The 16,107-nt window shown below is 73.7% G+C and carries 14 protein-coding genes and 2 pseudogenes; 10 read left to right on the top strand and 6 right to left on the bottom strand.

Features of this window, described 5'->3' with window-relative positions; translation table 11 throughout:
• Positions 1-33 precede the first annotated feature (33 nt).
• A pseudogene (locus tag OO47_RS09720) lies at positions 34-498 on the top strand (ABC transporter substrate-binding protein); the annotation flags it as partial.
• A gap of 76 nt (positions 499-574) precedes the next feature.
• Here OO47_RS09720 and OO47_RS09715 read toward each other — a convergent pair.
• Complete coding sequence (locus OO47_RS09715; protein WP_030215713.1) at positions 575-1,435, bottom strand: hypothetical protein; 861 nt, start codon at positions 1,433-1,435, stop codon at positions 575-577.
• A 135-nt stretch (positions 1,436-1,570) separates the two neighbouring features.
• Between OO47_RS09715 and OO47_RS09710 the strand changes: the two genes are divergently transcribed.
• Complete coding sequence (locus OO47_RS09710) at positions 1,571-1,828, top strand: WhiB family transcriptional regulator (protein ID WP_030215710.1); 258 nt, start codon at positions 1,571-1,573, stop codon at positions 1,826-1,828.
• 60 nt (positions 1,829-1,888) lie between these two features.
• Here the strand turns inward: OO47_RS09710 and OO47_RS09705 are convergent, their stop codons facing one another.
• The 3 genes from OO47_RS09705 to ssgD all read right to left on the bottom strand — a co-directional run bounded on the left by OO47_RS09705 (position 1,889) and on the right by ssgD (position 5,547).
• Positions 1,889-2,863 (bottom strand): acyl-ACP desaturase, encoded by a 975-nt coding sequence (locus tag OO47_RS09705; protein WP_030215707.1) that lies wholly within the window; start codon positions 2,861-2,863, stop codon positions 1,889-1,891.
• 338 nt (positions 2,864-3,201) lie between these two features.
• On the bottom strand, positions 3,202-4,845 hold the full coding sequence (locus tag OO47_RS09700) for an ABC-F family ATP-binding cassette domain-containing protein (protein WP_030215704.1): 1,644 nt from the start codon (positions 4,843-4,845) through the stop codon (positions 3,202-3,204).
• Positions 4,846-5,130: 285 nt separating this feature from the next.
• Positions 5,131-5,547, bottom strand: coding sequence for a spore wall synthesis regulator SsgD (gene ssgD / locus OO47_RS09695; RefSeq protein WP_030215698.1), 417 nt, complete (start codon positions 5,545-5,547; stop codon positions 5,131-5,133).
• 322 nt (positions 5,548-5,869) lie between these two features.
• Here ssgD and OO47_RS09690 point away from each other — a divergent pair, with 322 nt between their 5' ends.
• The 3 genes and pseudogenes from OO47_RS09690 to OO47_RS33295 all read left to right on the top strand — a co-directional run bounded on the left by OO47_RS09690 (position 5,870) and on the right by OO47_RS33295 (position 9,408).
• The gene (locus tag OO47_RS09690; protein WP_234323112.1) at positions 5,870-7,150 is read left to right on the top strand and encodes an oxidoreductase; all 1,281 of its coding nucleotides are present in this window, start codon (positions 5,870-5,872) and stop codon (positions 7,148-7,150) included.
• Between the two features lie 241 nt (positions 7,151-7,391).
• Positions 7,392-8,105 (top strand): polyprenyl diphosphate synthase, encoded by a 714-nt coding sequence (gene uppS / locus OO47_RS09685; RefSeq protein WP_267883685.1) that lies wholly within the window; start codon positions 7,392-7,394, stop codon positions 8,103-8,105.
• Positions 8,102-9,408, top strand: a pseudogene (locus OO47_RS33295) (oxygenase MpaB family protein). Before uppS ends, OO47_RS33295 begins: the two are co-directional and overlap by 4 nt.
• A 19-nt stretch (positions 9,409-9,427) precedes the next feature.
• On the opposite strand, the gene OO47_RS09675 reads toward OO47_RS33295, so the two are convergent.
• Positions 9,428-9,727, bottom strand: coding sequence for a YciI family protein (locus OO47_RS09675; RefSeq protein WP_030215684.1), 300 nt, complete (start codon positions 9,725-9,727; stop codon positions 9,428-9,430).
• Between the two features lie 91 nt (positions 9,728-9,818).
• On the opposite strand from OO47_RS09675, the gene OO47_RS09670 reads away from it, so the two are divergent.
• Entirely contained in the window at positions 9,819-10,544 is a 726-nt protein-coding gene (locus OO47_RS09670; protein WP_030215682.1) for an endonuclease V, read from the top strand.
• A gap of 128 nt (positions 10,545-10,672) precedes the next feature.
• On the top strand, positions 10,673-11,044 hold the full coding sequence (locus OO47_RS09665) for a VOC family protein (protein ID WP_030215681.1): 372 nt from the start codon (positions 10,673-10,675) through the stop codon (positions 11,042-11,044).
• A 25-nt stretch (positions 11,045-11,069) separates the two neighbouring features.
• Here the strand turns inward: OO47_RS09665 and OO47_RS09660 are convergent, their stop codons facing one another.
• Positions 11,070-12,293, bottom strand: coding sequence for a saccharopine dehydrogenase family protein (locus OO47_RS09660; protein WP_051716118.1), 1,224 nt, complete (start codon positions 12,291-12,293; stop codon positions 11,070-11,072).
• A 214-nt stretch (positions 12,294-12,507) separates the two neighbouring features.
• Between OO47_RS09660 and OO47_RS09655 the strand changes: the two genes are divergently transcribed.
• From OO47_RS09655 to OO47_RS09645, 3 genes are read left to right on the top strand one after another with little or no spacing between them, the layout of a single operon-like run.
• Positions 12,508-13,656, top strand: coding sequence for a CaiB/BaiF CoA transferase family protein (locus OO47_RS09655; protein ID WP_030215671.1), 1,149 nt, complete (start codon positions 12,508-12,510; stop codon positions 13,654-13,656).
• Positions 13,653-14,795, top strand: coding sequence for an acyl-CoA dehydrogenase family protein (locus OO47_RS09650; protein WP_030215668.1), 1,143 nt, complete (start codon positions 13,653-13,655; stop codon positions 14,793-14,795). Before OO47_RS09655 ends, OO47_RS09650 begins: the two co-directional genes overlap by 4 nt.
• 60 nt (positions 14,796-14,855) lie before the next feature.
• Positions 14,856-16,070, top strand: a complete 1,215-nt coding sequence (locus OO47_RS09645; RefSeq protein WP_030215666.1) for an acetyl-CoA C-acetyltransferase — start codon at positions 14,856-14,858, stop codon at positions 16,068-16,070.
• Positions 16,071-16,107: the final 37 nt, after the last annotated feature.

Raw genomic sequence — 16,107 nt, 5'->3', positions numbered from 1 at the left:
GACCCGCACACCCGACCCCGAAGGACGACCGCCATGCGCCCACTCACCCCGTTCGCCGCCCTGGCGGCCCTCGCCGCCCTCGCCACCGTCACCGCCTGCGGCGGCAGCCCGGCCGCCGACGCGGCCGGGGGCGGGGGCGACGGCGAGGGAGCGAAGGGAACGGTCACCGTCCGCATCCCCGACCCCGGCAACTCCGGCGTCCTCGCCCTCGGCAAGAAGGACGGCAGCCTCGACGAGGCCCTCGCCGCCGTCGGCGCCAAGGTGGCCTGGACCGGCAGCGCCGGCCCCTTCGCCCCCGCCGCCCAGGCGATGAACGCCGACCAGCTCGACATCGCGACCGGGTCGATCACCTCCGGCATCACCTCCCTCTCCCAGAGCCCCGGCTTCGCCTTCTTCACCGCGACCGACCCCGACCCCGTCGGCGAGGGCATCCTCGTCCGCGAGGGCTCCGGCATCACCGCCGTGAAGGACCTCGTCTTCCGGGACCTGGGCGTCGACACCTTCATCCTCTCCGGCAACCCCCTCCTGGAGGAGGCCCACCGGGTGGCCGAAACGGTCCTGCCGGCCCTGGGGGTCACACGCTGAGGTCGAAGACGCCCCAGTCTGCGAGGGAGCCGTACCCGACGTAGACCCTGCTTCCCCGGGCGGCGACCCGGCGGCGGCCCGGAGCACCGCCGTCGGGCCGGGTGAGCCGGGCGACGTCCACCGGCTCGACCGAGGTCTCGGTGAGCTCTCCGTAGGCGATCCGGTCCCGCTCTCCGCGATAGCCGCCGAAGAAGGCGACCCGCTCCCCGTGCACCGCCACCGCCTTCGCGCCCCGCACGGTGTTGGTCCGTACCCGCACGGGTTCGTCGGGCCTGATCTCCAGGAGCGGGAAATCGGTGTACGGGCAGGCCCAGACGCCGGTGCCGGACACGTTCAGGGCGTAGCAGTCCATGATCCACCCGGCTCCGGGAACCTCTCCGGACGCCCAGCGGATCTGTCCCGTCGCGCTCCAGCGGCGGATGCCCAGCGGGTTCTCGTCGAAGTGTCCGACCCACAGATCGCCGGCCTCGTCCGCGAGCAGGTGTTCGATCGCGTCCCCGACGTGAAAGGACCAGGTCTCGCGGCCGAGCGCGTCGAAGACCTGCACCTGGCTCTTCTCGTCGCCCCGGCGGTCACGGGCCGAGGCCACGACGAACCCGCCGTCCGGCAACCGGTCCAGCAGGGGCCACCGGGGCCGTACGGCGCTCAGCTCGGTGGTCTCGACGGCACCGCCGTCATGGACGGAGACGACCAGCGCGTCGAAGGGGTGGAGGTCACCGCCCGGCTCCGGGGCGCGCTCGGCGAGCAGCCAGTGGGCGGCGCCGAAGGCGTCGACGGTACTGGCCAGGACGTGGCGGTCGTGGTGCGCGCGGGGCAGCCGGGCGTGGGGGACGAGGGCGATCTCGTGCACGGGCTCTCCGGGTGGGCGGTCGGGGGGGCGCGGCCGGACGCCGCGGGGGACGGGGCCACCTGACGAATCCTTTCGGCGCGCCGCATTGATCGAACGTTGATGGCTCGTTTACGACGCTCCGGCACGGTGTACGACATGCAGACCGACACGAGCGTACTGACCGCACCGGAGCCCGACATGACCTGGCAGGAGAACGCGCTGTGCGCCCAGGCCGGCCCGGAGTTCTTCTTCCCGGCGCCCGGCTCCTCCACCCGTGAGGCGAAGCAGCTGTGCGGGGCCTGCGAGGGGCGGGTGGCCTGCCTGGAGTACGCCCTCGCGCACGACGAGCGGTTCGGCGTGTGGGGCGGGCTCTCGGAGAAGGAGCGGTTCCGGCTGAAGCGCAACCGGGGCTGAGCCCGTGCGGCGGACCGTACGTCCGCCGCACGGGCTCGGCCGGCCGGCCGTCGTCGGGCGTCAGCCCGCCGCGCGGGCCGCCAGCCGGGCCTTGCGGGCCGCGAGCTTCTCGTCGAACTTGCTCGCCTCGACGTCCAGACCGTTCATGTAGAGCCCCAGCTCCTCCTGGGCGCGCAGCCCCTCCGGCCCCAGGCCGTCGATCTGGAGGACCTTGAGGAAGCGCAGCACGGGCTGGAGCACGTCGTCGTGGTGGATGCGCATGTTGTAGATCTCGCCGATCGCCATCTGCGCCGCCGCCCGCTCGAAGCCCGGCATGCCGTGTCCGGGCATCCGGAAGTTGACCACGACGTCCCGCACGGCCTGCATGGTCAGGTCCGGGGCGATCTCGAAGGCCGCGCCCAGCAGGTTGCGGTAGAAGACCATGTGCAGGTTCTCGTCGGTGGCGATGCGGGCGAGCATCCGGTCGCAGACCGGGTCGCCGGACTGGTGGCCGGTGTTGCGGTGCGAGATGCGGGTGGCCAGCTCCTGGAAGGCGACGTACGCCACGGAGTGCAGCATCGAGTGCCGGTTGTCGGACTCGAAGCCCTCGCTCATGTGCGTCATCCGGAACTGCTCCAGCTTGTCCGGGTCCACGGCCCGCGAGGCGAGCAGGTAGTCGCGCATCACGATGCCGTGCCGGCCCTCCTCGGCGGTCCAGCGGTGCACCCAGGTGCCCCAGGCGCCGTCGCGGCCGAAGAGGGTGGCGATCTCGTGGTGGTAGCTCGGCAGGTTGTCCTCGGTGAGGAGGTTGACCACGAGGGCGATCTTCCCGATCTCGGTCACCTTGGACTGCTTCGGGTCCCAGGCCTCGCCGTCCTCGAAGAAGCCCGGGAAGTTCCGGCCGTCGGACCAGGGCACGTACTCGTGCGGCATCCAGTCCTTGGTGACCTTCAGGTGCCGGTTGAGCTCCTTCTCCACGACCTCTTCCAGGGCGTGGAGCAACCGCGCGTCGGTCCACTCTGCCGAGCTGCCGAGGTGGGGAGAGGTGAGCGTCAAGGGGAACTCCTGGGGACGGAGAAGGACATACGGGCGTACCTACGGCTTCGTAGGTTACGAGACCGTAGGTTAAGGCTCCGTAAGGCGTCCACCAACCCCGCTCCGGGCGTTGTCCGGTTACGTTCCGTTATGATCCCTGCTCGTGCGGACGGCCGAGACGCAGGTCACGTCCGGGACGGCGCCCACCGGACGCCCGGCCGACTACACGGCGCGAGCGTCCGGCGGCGCTGGGTGCGCGGCCCGGGGAGATCTCGCGGCGCCGGATTCGCGGTCCCGGGAAGCCCCGCAGCGCTGGATGCGCGGTCCCGGGAGGTCCCGCGGCGGCGGGCGTGCGGCCGTCAGGCCCCGCCCCCGGCCACCTCCCGGACCTCCTCGGCGGTCGTCGGCCGCAGCGCGCCGTCGAGCAGCAGCCAGCGGGTGATCCCGAGCGACTCCAGGAACGCCACGTCATGGCTCGCCACGACCAGCGCCCCCTCGTAGGCGTCGAGCGCCGCCGTCAGCTTCCGCACCGACGCCATGTCCAGGTTGTTCGTCGGCTCGTCCAGCATCAGCAGCTGCGGGGCCGGCTCCGCGAGGAGCAGCGCCGCGAGCGTCGCCCGGAACCGCTCCCCGCCCGAGAGCGTCCCCACGGGCTGGTCGGCCCGCGCGCCCCGGAACAGGAACCGGGCGAGCCGGGCCCTGATCGCGTTCGCCGTCGCCGTGGGTGCGAAACGAGCCACGTTCTCCACGATGCTCAGCCCGTCGTCCAGGACGTCGAGCCGCTGCGGCAGGAAGCGCAGCGGCACCCGTGCGTCCACCTCGCCCGCCGACGCCTCCAGCTCCCCGGCGACGGTCCGGAGCAGCGTCGTCTTCCCGGCGCCGTTCCGCCCCACGAGGGCGATCCGCTCCGGGCCGCGCAGCTCGAACGCGCCCTCGACGCGCGCCCCGTACCGCAGCTCCAGGTCCCGCAGGTGCAGCACCTCGCGGCCCGGCGGCACCGAGGTGCGCGGCAGCTCGACCCGGATCTCGTCGTCGTCCCGCACCGCCTCCACCGCCGCGTCGAGCCGCTCCCGGGCCTCCGAGAGGCGCTCGGCGTGGAGCGTGCGCTGCTTGCCGGCCGTGACCTGGGCGTTGCGCTTCTGGCTGTTGGCCACCAGCTTGGAGGCGACCTTGTTCTCGAAGGACTTCTGCCCGTACCGCTTCCGGCGCGCCAACTTCGTCTGGGTGTCGGCGAGTTCCCGCTTCTGCCGCTGCACGTCGGCCTCGGCGACCCGCACCATCCGCTCGGCCGCCTCCTGTTCGGCGGCGAGCGCCGCCTCGTAGTCCGACCAGGAACCGCCGTACCAGGCGACCTCGCCGTCCCGCAGATCGGCGATCTGGTCGACCCGCTCCAGGAGTTCGCGGTCGTGGCTGACCACGACCAGGACCCCGGACCACTTCTCCACCGCCTCGTAGAGGCGCGCGCGGGCGTGCAGGTCCAGGTTGTTGGTCGGCTCGTCGAGCAGCAGGACGTCGGGCCGGGCGAGCAGCAGCGCGGCGAGGCGCAGCAGCACGGACTCGCCGCCCGAGATCTCGCCGACGGTCCGGTCCAGGCCGATGCCGCCGAGCCCGAGCTGGTCGAGCGTGGCCCGGGCCCGCTCCTCGACGTCCCAGTCGTCGGCGAGGGCGGTGAAGTGCTCCTCGGCCGGGTCGCCCGCCTCGATGGCGTGCAGGGCGGCCCGCTTCGCGTGGACGCCGAGGATCTCGTCCACCCGGCGCGAGGTGTCCAGGACCAGGTTCTGCGGGAGGTACCCGAGCTCGCCCGTGACCCGGACCGTGCCGGAGGTGGGCGTCAGCTCGCCCGCGAGCAGCTTGAGGAGCGTGGACTTGCCGGAGCCGTTGAGCCCGACGAGCCCGGTGCGGCCGGGGCCGACGGCGAGCCGGAAGTCGTCGAAGACCTCGGTGCCGTCCGGCCAGGAGAAGGAGAGCGAGGAACAGGTGAGGAAGGTGGGGTGATGCGCCATAAGGGCCTCCGGATGCGCGAGCGCGGGCGTGACGGGATGCAACGCGTGGAGACACCGGGGCGCGGGCTGTGGGAGAACGGCTCGTACGCCGAGGTCGAGAACGGCACACGCGGCACAGGGGGCACGCGCGGCGCGGTGTCTCGCAACCTCAGACGAGCAACGTCCTTCTCCGATCGGGTGACGACAAGGTCGATACCGACGATACGAGCCCGATCGGGAGGGCGGCAAACGATTTGACGGCGGATCTTTCCAGGGCGGGGGCGGGGGCGGGGATGGGGGCGAGGGCTACGGGCGCTCGCGGAGCAGCTCCGTCAGGTCCTGGTCCCAGTCCAGGTACTGGTGCTCGCGCCCCTCCGGCACCAGGTGCTGCGAGCGCTCCAGGAAGCGGCGCAGCTCCGAGGTCCGGACGTGGACCATGGCCACCCCCTCCGGGGCGTGGAACTCGACCACGGTCCGGTCGTACCCGTACGGGCGCAACCGCACGTCCCCGACACCGGCCGGGCGCTCGACCCCCTGGACGAGCAGCTCGCGCGCGAAGGCCCAGGAGACCTCGACGCCCTCCAGGGTCGCGGGAGGAGGAAAGGCCATGCTGACGGCGTACGGATCCTCGCGGTCGTAGCGCAGGGTGGCGGGGACGGTCTCCATCCGGGGAGCGGATGCGACCAGACGGGCCTGGACGGCCTGCTCGATGACGGCGGACAAGACCGGCTCCTCTCGCGCGGGTTTCGGATCCTGTGCGTCTCCCCGACAGCGGGGCTCCTGACACCCGGGAAGACGGGTGGGACGGCCGGAACGTGCACTCCGGATCCACGTGAGCTGCGTCACCGGGCCCACCGGCAGGGGCGTCCGGGCAGGTGGGAGCCCTCCCGCCGCTCCTCGACTCTGGCCGGAAAACTTTCCGGCCGGCCCCTCCGGACGGCGGCGCCGCCGGGCGGGTCCCGGCGGTGCCGGGAGGCGACGGGGCCCGGGCGGGCCGGGAAGGCGCTCTGGACGGCGGGCGGGCGGGGCACTAGCTTCCGGCGCCATGACGTCCATGGGGAAGACGAGACGAACGATGTCGGCGGGACTGGTCGGGGCGGCGCTCGCGCTGACCCTGGCCGTCCCGGCGCGGGCCGGGGAGACCCCCACGGCCGCGACCGGCGACCGGTCCACGACGACGAACGCCGGGCAGCTCGCGCGCACGACCGCCCTGCAGCAGCCGCCCACCGCGGACCGGCAACCGCTGCCCACCACCGCCCTGCAGCCGGCGCCCACCACCGCCCTGCAGCCGCTGCCCACCACCGCCCTGCAGCCGCCGCCCACCGCCGACCACCGCCGCACGCCCTCCCTCGGCTGGCGGCCCACGCCCACCGGCACCGACGCGCGCTTCCGGGGACTCGCGGCGGTCGACCGCCGCACCGCCTGGGCCGCGGGCTCCCGGGGCACGGTGCTGCGCACCACCGACGGGGGCCGGAGCTGGCGGAACGTCTCGCCGCCCGGCGCGGAGGGGCTGGAGTTCCGCGACGTGGAGGCCTTCGACGCCCGCCGGGCCGTCGTCCTCGCCATCGGGGAGGGGGAGGCCTCGCGGGTGCTGCGCACCGAGGACGGCGGCGCCACCTGGACCGAGTCCTTCCGCAACACCGACCCGCGCGCCTTCTACGACTGCCTGACCTTCTTCGACCACCGCAACGGCCTCGCCATGAGCGACCCGGTCGACGGCAAGTACCGCATCCTCTCCACCCGCGACGGCGGCCGGTCCTGGCGGGTCCTGCCGAACGCGGGGATGCCGGACGCGCTCCCCGGCGAGGCGGGCTTCGCGGCGAGCGGCCAGTGCCTGGTGTCGGCCGGGCCCCGGGACGTGTGGCTCGCCACGGGCGGCGCGGCCACCGCGCGGGTGCTGCACTCCGCCGACCGGGGCCTGAACTGGACGGTCACGGCCTCGCCGATCCCGGCCGGGGACCCGGCCCGGGGCGTCTTCGGGCTCGCCTTCCGCGACCGTGCGCACGGCATCGCCGTCGGCGGCGACTACCGCAAGGACCAGCCGTCCCCCGAGGCCGCCGCCGTCACCGCCGACGGGGGCCGCACCTGGCGTCCCTCGGCCGCGCCGCCGCCCGCCTACCGCTCGGGCGTCGCCTGGCTCCCGTACGGCAGGACGTCCGCGCTCGCCGTGGGCCCCACCGGCACGGACCTGACCACGGACGGCGGCCGCACCTGGCGCACGGTCGACACCGGCTCCTACGACACGGTCGACTGCACCCCGGACGGCTCCTGCTGGGCCTCGGGGGAGCAGGGCCGCGTCGCGAACCTGGTGCGCCCCCGGACGTAGGCGCCGGACTCGGACACGAGTGCCAGGGGTGAACCTGCGGGATGTGCGGCCCGCCGGGGGCCGAGCGCTGACAGTCTGCCGTCGGTGATCGTCGTACGGGGCCCGCGGGCCCCGTCGTGGGACGGCGTCCGTCCCGGACGCCGAAGGGGCGGGCGTGACGACAGGACAGTCCACGAACGAGGGGTCTTCCTTCCCTCTCGCCGCTCCCCGGGGCGCCGGGTCGTCCGGGGCGCGGGGCGAGGTGCCGCGTCACGTCGCGTGCGTGATGGACGGGAACGGCCGGTGGGCGGCGCGGCGGTCCCTGCCGCGCACGGCGGGCCACCGCGCCGCGGAGACGACGGTGATCGACGTCATCGAGGCGGCACGCTCGGCCGGGGTGGGCTGGCTGAGCCTGTTCGCGTTCTCCACCGAGAACTGGCGCCGTCCGGACACCGAGATCGAGTTCCTGATGCACCTGGTGCGCCGGGTGGTGCGCAAGCACGCCCCGCTGCTGCACGCGCGGGGCATCCGCTGCCGCTTCCTCGGCATGACCGACCCCCGCATCCCTCCCGGCCTGGCCCGGGACATCGCCGACCTGATGACGCTGACCGGCCGGAACCGGCAGATGACGCTGACCGTCGCCTTCGACCACGGCGGCCGCAAGGACATCGTCGAGGCGGCCCGGTCGCTGATCCGCAGCGGCGTGCCGGCCGGATCCGTGACCGAGGAGAGCTTCGCCGCGCATCTGCCCTTCTCCGACACCCCGGACGTGGACCTGGTCATCCGCACTTCCGGCGAACAGCGCATCTCCAACTTCATGCTCTGGCAGGTCGCCTATGCCGAGTGGGTCTTCCCCTCGGTGCTGTGGCCCGACTTCCGCGCACCGGACTTCCTCCGGTGCCTGCACGCCTACCGGCAGCGCGAACGCCGCTTCGGCGCCGTGCCGCCGTCCCGGAACGGAGAACCCGAATCATGACGACCGCAGACGGTCACCACTCCACGACGACCACCGGTGCCGGCGGTCACCGCGGCGGGAACGGCGACGCCGGAGAGGAGCCCCTGTTCGGGCCCGGCTCGCAGTTCCACGGGTTCTTCAACGACCCGCGCTGGGCCCTGGCCATGATCCGGGCCACCGTACTGGAGGCCGCGCACCCGCAGGTGGGCGCCGCACTGATCGACAGCTCCACCTTCGTCGCCCATCCCTGGCGACGCCTCCGCAACACCCTCACCAGCCTGCAGCGCATGTTCGGGACCGACGACCACACCCGGCAGAGGGAGGCGGCGCGCCTCAACCGGCTGCACGCACGGCTGCGCGGCACCGACCCGCACGACCGGCCCTACGACGCCATGGACCCCGACGCGCGCGCCTGGGTGGTGGCGACCCTGTTCGAGAGCACCGTCACCATGTGCCGGCTCAGCGGACAACCTCTCGAACAGAGGACCATGGAGCGGCTGTACGCCGAGTTCCAGGCCTTCCACGTCGCCCTGGGAGAAGACGAGGGCCACCTGCCGGGCACCCTCGACGAGTTCTGGCCCTACTACGACCGGGTGGTCGCCGAGGACCTGGAGAACACCGAGGCGATGCGCATCATCCTCTACAAGCTCTTCGACCACCTCCCCGCGCCGCCCGTGCTGAGCGGCTTTCCCGCCCTGTGGGCGACCGGCCGGACCGTCGCCGGGCCGGTCGTCGGAGCGATCACCGTGGCCTCCCTGCCGGAACCGTTCCGCCGACGCGCCGGCCTGCCCGAACTCGCGGGGGCGCAGACCGTCATGCAGGGCACCTACCTCGTCGCCGGCCTGGCCCGGTTCCTGCCCGAGGGCTGGCTCAGGGCCGAGGACGTCCTCGGACTGCTCACGCTCTCCCCCGACGGCGACGACCCCCGCGCGCGGACGGTCGGCGCCCTGCGCGACCGGATGAAACGGGCCGGCGCCCTCATCCGGCTCATCGCCCCGCTGTCCCCCGAACCGGAGCCCGACCCGGGTGGCGGGACGGAGCGCGGCGCGCGGGAGTTCTTCACCGAGGTCCTCGACCAGACGGGGGACGGGTACCTGGACTGGCCCGACCTCGCCGCCATGGCACGCGAGCTCTCCACCCGCCTCGACCTCGACGAACCCGAGGAGACCAGGCTCTACGGGCCCTGTTCCGGACCGCCTTCCACCGCGACGCCGTCGACGCGGGCGGCACCTACGGCCGCGGCGCGTTCGTCAACGACTTCCTGTCCTTCATGTCCGGACGCCGCCGCACCACCCCCTACGACCCGCTCCTCGCCGACGCGTGACCGCCCGGCGGGACACCTCCTAGGAGGGCAGCCGCTCCCGGTACGCCGCGATCCCGTCGACCGTCTTGGTCGCGTAGAACTCCGTGATCCGGTACGCGCACACGCCCTCGGCGCTGAACGGGTCGGCCGCCGCGATCCGCTCGATCTCCGCGCGGTCGACCCCGGCGGCCAGGATCACCCCGCCGTCCCGGGGGTTCTTCCGGCCGGACGCGAGGAACACGCCGGCGGCGTACTGCGCGTCGAGCCACTCGACGTGCGCGTCGAGCAGGGCGTCCACCCGCTCGACGGGGGCGGTGTAGGTCAATTCCAGTACGAACATGATCGCCAGGCTACCGGCCGCCTCCCCGGCCCCGGGCCTCCGTTCCGCCCCTCGGAACGGAGGCCCGGTCGGCCGTAGGCTGGCCCGCATCATGACGATCATCGAGATTCCGGCGGGCTGGCCCGCCGACGAGGCCGCCGCCCTCGCCGTCCAGCGGGAACTGAGGGAGCGGCTGGTACGGGACGAGGAGGGGCCGGTGGTCGGCGAGGGGCACGTCACGGGGCTCGACGTGGCCTACGACGACGAGCGGGATCTCGTCGCCGCCGCGGCCGTCGTGCTCGACGCGCGGACCCTGGAGGTGGTGGAGGAGGCGACGGCGGTCGGCCGGGTCTCCTTCCCGTACGTCCCCGGCCTGCTCGCCTTCCGGGAGATCCCGACCGTGCTCGCCGCGCTCGGCGCCCTGACCGCCGACCCCGGCCTCCTGGTCTGCGACGGCTACGGCCTCGCCCACCCCCGCCGCTTCGGCCTCGCCTGCCACCTCGGCGTGCTCACCGGGCGCCCGTCCGTCGGCGTCGCCAAGAACCCCTTCGCCTTCGCGTACGAGGAGCCGGGGCCCGCGCGCGGCGACACGTCCCCGCTGCTCGCGTGCGGGGAGGAGGTGGGCCGGGCGGTCCGCACCCGGGCCGGGGTCAAGCCGGTCTTCGTCTCCGTCGGACACCGGGTCTCCCTCGCGGGCGCCTGCGCCCACACCCTCCACCTCACCCCGCGCTACCGCCTCCCGGAGACCACCCGCCGCGCCGACTCCCTCTGCCGCCGCGCCCTCGCGGAGGCGCTCGGGGACCGCCCGAGTCCTTCCGGAACGCCCGACTCCCTCTGAGTACGCGTACGGATACCGGTTCCCGGGACCGCCCGGCAGAGTGGAGGCATGACGCCTCCCCTCTCCGTTCCGCCGCGTTCCGCCCGGCGCGACCCGAACCCGACCCCCGCCGCCACCGGGGGCCGCGCATGATCGGGCGGCTGCGGTGCGTCGTCCTCGACTGCCCCGACGCGTACGAACTCGCCCTGTTCTACCAGCGGTTGGTTGGCGGTGTGGTCGACGCGCCCGACCCCCGGTGGACCGCCGGCGAGGGCTGCGTCGTGCTGCGCGGCGACTGCGGCCCGGTCCTCGCCTTCCAGAGCGTCCCCGGCCACCGGTCGCCCGCCTGGGGCGCGCCCGAGCAGCAGTTCCACTTCGACGTGCGGGTCGACGACCTGGCCGCCGCCGACGAGGCCGTCCTCGCCCTCGGAGCCGTACCGCTGGACGACGGGGGAGGCGACCCGGCCCGACGCGTCTACGCGGACCCGGCCGGCCATCCCTTCCGCCTCGTACGGCCCTGAGGACCGCACGGCCCCGATCCGGGCCCTACCCCCGGTGCGCCACCCGGAAGCGGATGCCCGCCTCGCGCAGGCGGGCGGTGAGGGCGTCACCCATCGCGACCGCCGTCGTCACCTGCCCGGCGGTCTTCGGCAGCGGGTCGAAGGCGAGGCAGAGGGCAGACTCGGCGAGCATCTTGGCCGTCTCGTCGTAGCCCGGGTCACCGCCCGACACCTCGGTGAAGACCCGCCGCCCGCCGCCCTCGCCCACGAACCGCACGGAGAACCAGCTGCGGGCGCGCCGCTCGGCCGACGGGCCCTCCCCGGCGCTGTAACGCTCCATCAGCCAGCCGCGTACGGGCGGGAGTTGGGCCGCCGCCACGCCCGCGCCGACGGCGGCGGCGCCGCCGAGCGCCATCGGGAGCGTCTTCACGGAGGCGTAGTGCCGGTAGCGGAAGTCCGGTCCGTACCGGTCGAGGGCCGCCGCCGAGCGCGCCACGACCTGCGGGTCGAGCGTCGGCAGCGGCAGCGCCCACGTGCCCGTCTCCCGGCTGAACCGGGGACCGCCGAGCGGGGCCCGCGACCGGCGGCCCACCAACCGGGGCTCGTGCAGGCGTCGTTCGCGCGCGGCCCGCAGGACCTCCCGGCCCCGGCCGAGCGCGGTCAGCGCGGAGGCGAAGGTGCCGCCGGAGAACGCGGCCCCGGCCCGTACGAAACCGTCCACCCGCAGCGGCACGCCCTCCGGGAGCTGCCCCACGGTGAAGTGCACGCCCAGGTCGTGCGGGATCGAGTCGAAGCCGCAGGCGTGCACGATCCGGGCGCCGGTCTCCCGGGCGCGCGCGTCGTGCCGTACGTACACGAGGTCCACGAACTCGGCCTCGCCCGTCAGGTCCAGATAGTCCGTGCCGGCCTCCGCGCAGGCGGCGACGAGCCCCTCGCCGTACCAGACGTAGGGCCCGACCGTCGTCGCCACCACCCGCGCGGACGCGGCCAGTTCGCGCAGCGAGTCCGGGTCGGCGGAGTCCGCCACGACCAGCGGGAGGCCGGCCAGGTGCGGCCGGCCCGAGGCCAGCCGGTCCCGCAGCGCCTCCAGTCTGCCGAGGCTGCGCCCCGCGAGCGCCCAGCGGCACCCGGCGGGGGCGTGCCCGGCCAGGTACTCCGCGGTCAGCTCGCCCACGAACCCGGTGGCCCCGAAGAGGACCACGTCGTACGGCCTGCCCCCGCGCTCCGGGTCCGCCCCGGCCTCGTCCGCCACGTCCGCCCCTATGTCCATGCAGCCCCTCGCTTCGGCCGGACCGCGCCGCCGTGCGCGGTCGTCGTCGGCGGAGGATAGCGGAAGACCCCCTCCGGATCTCCCGAGCCCTCGGGCGAAGGGGTCCCTCCGAATTTTCCAAGCGCTTGCTCGGCCGGGGGGCTTGTGCCGAGTGGAACACGTTCCTAGCATCTCTGGTGTTACATCATTGGTGTCACACACTCCCGGGGGTTCGATGAGCACGACGCACACCGCCCGCAACGGCCCCCTGACCGGGGTCCGCGTGGTGGAACTGGCCGGCATCGGCCCCGGCCCCTTCGCCGCCATGCTCCTCGCCGACCTCGGCGCGGACGTCGTACGGGTCGACCGGCCCGGCGGCCCCGGCCTCGGCATCGACCCCGCCCGCGACCTCACCAACCGCAACAAGCGCTCGGTGCTCGTGGACCTCAAGGCGGCCGACGGCCCCGCCACCGTCCTCGACCTGGTCGAGCGCGCGGACGTCCTGATCGAGGGCTACCGGCCCGGCGTCGCCGAACGCCTCGGCGTCGGCCCGGACACCTGCCTCGCCCGCAACCCGCGCCTGGTCTACGGCCGGATGACCGGCTGGGGCCAGGACGGACCGCTCGCCCCGACCGCCGGGCACGACATCGGCTACATCGCGATCACCGGCGCCCTCGGCATGATCGGCCCGGACCCCGAAGGACCGCCGGCGATCCCCGCCAACCTGCTCGGGGACTACGCCGGCGGCTCCCTCTACCTGGTCATCGGCGTCCTCGCCGCCCTCCAGCACGCCCGCTCCCACGGCGAGGGCCAGGTCGTGGACGCCGCGATCGTCGACGGCACCGCCCACCTCACCACCATGATCCGGGGCATGCTGGCCGCCGGGAGCTGGCAGGACCGGCGCGGCACCAACCTGCTCGACGGCGGCTGCCCCTTCTACGGGGTGTACGCGACCTCCGACGGCGGCCACATGGCGGTCGGCGCCCTGGAGGAGCAGTTCTACGCCGAGTTCGTCCGCCTCCTCGGGATCGGCGAGGAGGCCGCCGCCGGCCGCTACGACCTCGCCCGCTGGCCCGAGCTGCGCGAGGCCGTCGCCAAGGCGTTCCTGGGCCGCACCCGGCAGGAGTGGACCGACGTCTTCGACGGGTCCGACGCCTGCGTGGCCCCCGTCCTCTCCCTGGACGAGGCCCCGTCCCACCCCCACCTCGCCGCCCGCGGCACCTTCGCCGAGCACGGCGGGCAGGTCCAGCCGGCCCCCGCACCCCGTTTCTCCGCCACCCCCGGCACCCTGCGCACGGGCCCCGCCCTGCCCGGTGCCGACACCGCCGAGGTCGCCCGCGACTGGGCCGTACCCTCCCTGCACCCCCAGGAGACTTCCGCATGAAGCGCCGCATCTACACCGAGGACCACGAAGCCTTCCGGGCGGTCGTGCGCACCTTCCTGGAGAAGGAGGTGCTGCCCCACTACGAGCAGTGGGAGAAGGACGGCATCGTCTCCCGCGAGGCCTGGCTCGCCGCCGGGCGGCAGGGCCTGCTCGGCATCGCCGTGGACGAGGAGTACGGGGGCGGCGGCAACCCCGACTTCCGCTACGGAGCCGTCCTCGCCGAGGAGTTCACCCGGGCCGGCACCCCCGGCCTCGCCCTCGGCCTGCACAACGACATCATCGGCCCGTACCTCACCTCCCTCGCCACCGACGAGCAGAAGCGGCGCTGGCTGCCCGGCTTCTGCTCCGGCGAGACCATCACCGCCATCGCCATGACCGAGCCGGGCGCGGGCTCCGACCTCCAGGGCATCCGCACCACCGCCGAGGACCGCGGCGACCACTGGGTCCTCAACGGCTCCAAGACCTTCATCTCCAACGGCATCCTGGCCGACCTGGTCGTCGTCGTCGCCCGCACCACCCCCGAGGGCGGCGCCCACGGCCTCTCCCTCCTCGTCGTGGAGCGGGGCGCGGAGGGCTTCGAGCGCGGCCGCAACCTCGACAAGATCGGCCAGAAGTCCCAGGACACCGCGGAGCTGTTCTTCCACGACGTCCGCGTCCCCAAGGAGAACCTGCTCGGCGAGCTCAACGGCGCCTTCATCCACCTGATGACCAACCTCGCCCAGGAGCGGATGGCCATCGCCGTCGCCGGCATTGCCGCCGCCGAACACCTCCTGGAGATCACCACCACCTACGTCAAGGAGCGCGAGGCCTTCGGCCGCCCGCTCTCCCGGCTCCAGCACGTCCGCTTCGAGATCGCGGAGATGGCCACCGAGTGCGCCGTCACCCGGGCCTTCCTGGACCGCTGCATCGAGGAGCACGCGAACGGCGCGCTGGACGCCGTGGACGCCTCGATGGCCAAGTGGTGGGCGACCGAACTCCAGAAGAAGGTCGCCGACCGCTGCCTGCAACTGCACGGCGGATACGGCTACATGACTGAATTCCCGGTCGCCAGGGCCTACACCGACGGCCGCATCCAGACCATCTACGGCGGCACCACCGAGATCATGAAGGAGATCATCGGCCGTTCCCTCCTCGGCTGACCTCCGCCCCCGCGACACCCCCGGCGCAACCCCTCCCACCCTCATCGCGAAAGGCTTCCCGTGAGCACCGAAGCGTACGTGTACGACGCGATCCGCACCCCGCGCGGTCGTGGCAAGGCCACCGGCTCCCTGCACGGCACCAAGCCGATCGACCTGGTCGTCGGCCTGATCAAGGAGATCCAGAGCCGCAACCCCGGCCTCGACCCGGCCGCCATCGACGACATCGTCCTCGGCGTCGTCGGCCCGGTCGGCGACCAGGGCTCCGACATCGCCCGCATCTCCGCCATCGCCGCCGGGCTCCCCGACACCGTCGCCGGCGTCCAGGAGAACCGCTTCTGCGCCTCCGGCCTCGAAGCGGTCAACATGGCGGCCATGAAGGTCCGCTCCGGCTGGGAGGACCTCGTCCTGGCCGGCGGCGTGGAGTCCATGTCCCGCGTGCCGATGGGCTCCGACGGCGGCGCCTGGTTCGCCGACCCGATGACCAACCTGGAGACCAACTTTGTCCCCCAGGGCATCGGCGCCGACCTCATCGCCACCATCGAGGGCTTCTCCCGCCGCGACGTGGACGAGTACGCGGCCCTCTCCCAGGAGCGCGCCGCCGAGGCCTGGAAGGACGGCCGGTTCGCCCGCTCCGTCATCCCCGTCAAGGACCGCGCGGGCCTCACCGTCCTCGACCACGACGAGTTCCTGCGCCCCGGCACCACCGCCGACTCCCTGGCGAAGCTGAAGCCCTCCTTCGCGGACATCGGGGAGCTGGGCGGCTTCGACGCGGTCGCGCTGCAGAAGTACCACTGGATCGAGGAGATCGACCACGTCCACCACGCGGGCAACTCCTCCGGCATCGTGGACGGCGCCGCCCTCGTCGCCGTCGGCTCGAAGGAGGTCGGCGAGCGGTACGGCCTGACGCCGCGCGCCCGGATCGTCTCGGTGGCCGTCTCCGGCTCCGAGCCGACCATCATGCTCACCGGCCCGGCCCCGGCCGCCCGCAAGGCCCTGGCCAAGGCCGGTCTGACCATGGACGACATCGACCTGGTCGAGATCAACGAGGCCTTCGCCGCCGTCGTCCTGCGCTTCGTCAAGGACATGGGCACCTCGCTGGACAAGGTCAACGTCAACGGCGGCGCCATCGCGCTCGGCCACCCGCTCGGCGCCACCGGCGCGATGATCCTGGGCACCCTCGTGGACGAGCTGGAGCGCCAGGACAAGCGCTACGGCATGGCCACCCTGTGCGTGGGCGGCGGCATGGGCATCGCCACCGTCGTCGAGCGCGTCTGACCGTCCCGTCCGAACCCCTTCTTACGGAGAAGCATCA

Source organism: Streptomyces bikiniensis (assembly GCF_000716625.1).
Classification (GTDB): Bacteria; Actinomycetota; Actinomycetes; order Streptomycetales; family Streptomycetaceae; genus Streptomyces; species Streptomyces bikiniensis.
Note: the sequence above shows the minus strand (reverse complement) of the source record. Positions and strands in the feature narration are given on the sequence as shown.

Coding starts and splice junctions, on each gene's coding strand:
- OO47_RS09710 (WP_030215710.1), top strand. CDS start 1,571: ATGCAGACCGACACGAGCGTACTGACCGCACCGGAGCCCGACATGACC.
- OO47_RS09700 (WP_030215704.1), bottom strand. CDS start 4,845: ATGGCGCATCACCCCACCTTCCTCACCTGTTCCTCGCTCTCCTTCTCC.
- OO47_RS09690 (WP_234323112.1), top strand. CDS start 5,870: ATGACGTCCATGGGGAAGACGAGACGAACGATGTCGGCGGGACTGGTC.
- OO47_RS09675 (WP_030215684.1), bottom strand. CDS start 9,727: ATGTTCGTACTGGAATTGACCTACACCGCCCCCGTCGAGCGGGTGGAC.
- OO47_RS09670 (WP_030215682.1), top strand. CDS start 9,819: ATGACGATCATCGAGATTCCGGCGGGCTGGCCCGCCGACGAGGCCGCC.
- OO47_RS09665 (WP_030215681.1), top strand. CDS start 10,673: ATGATCGGGCGGCTGCGGTGCGTCGTCCTCGACTGCCCCGACGCGTAC.
- OO47_RS09660 (WP_051716118.1), bottom strand. CDS start 12,293: ATGGACATAGGGGCGGACGTGGCGGACGAGGCCGGGGCGGACCCGGAG.
- OO47_RS09655 (WP_030215671.1), top strand. CDS start 12,508: ATGAGCACGACGCACACCGCCCGCAACGGCCCCCTGACCGGGGTCCGC.
- OO47_RS09650 (WP_030215668.1), top strand. CDS start 13,653: ATGAAGCGCCGCATCTACACCGAGGACCACGAAGCCTTCCGGGCGGTC.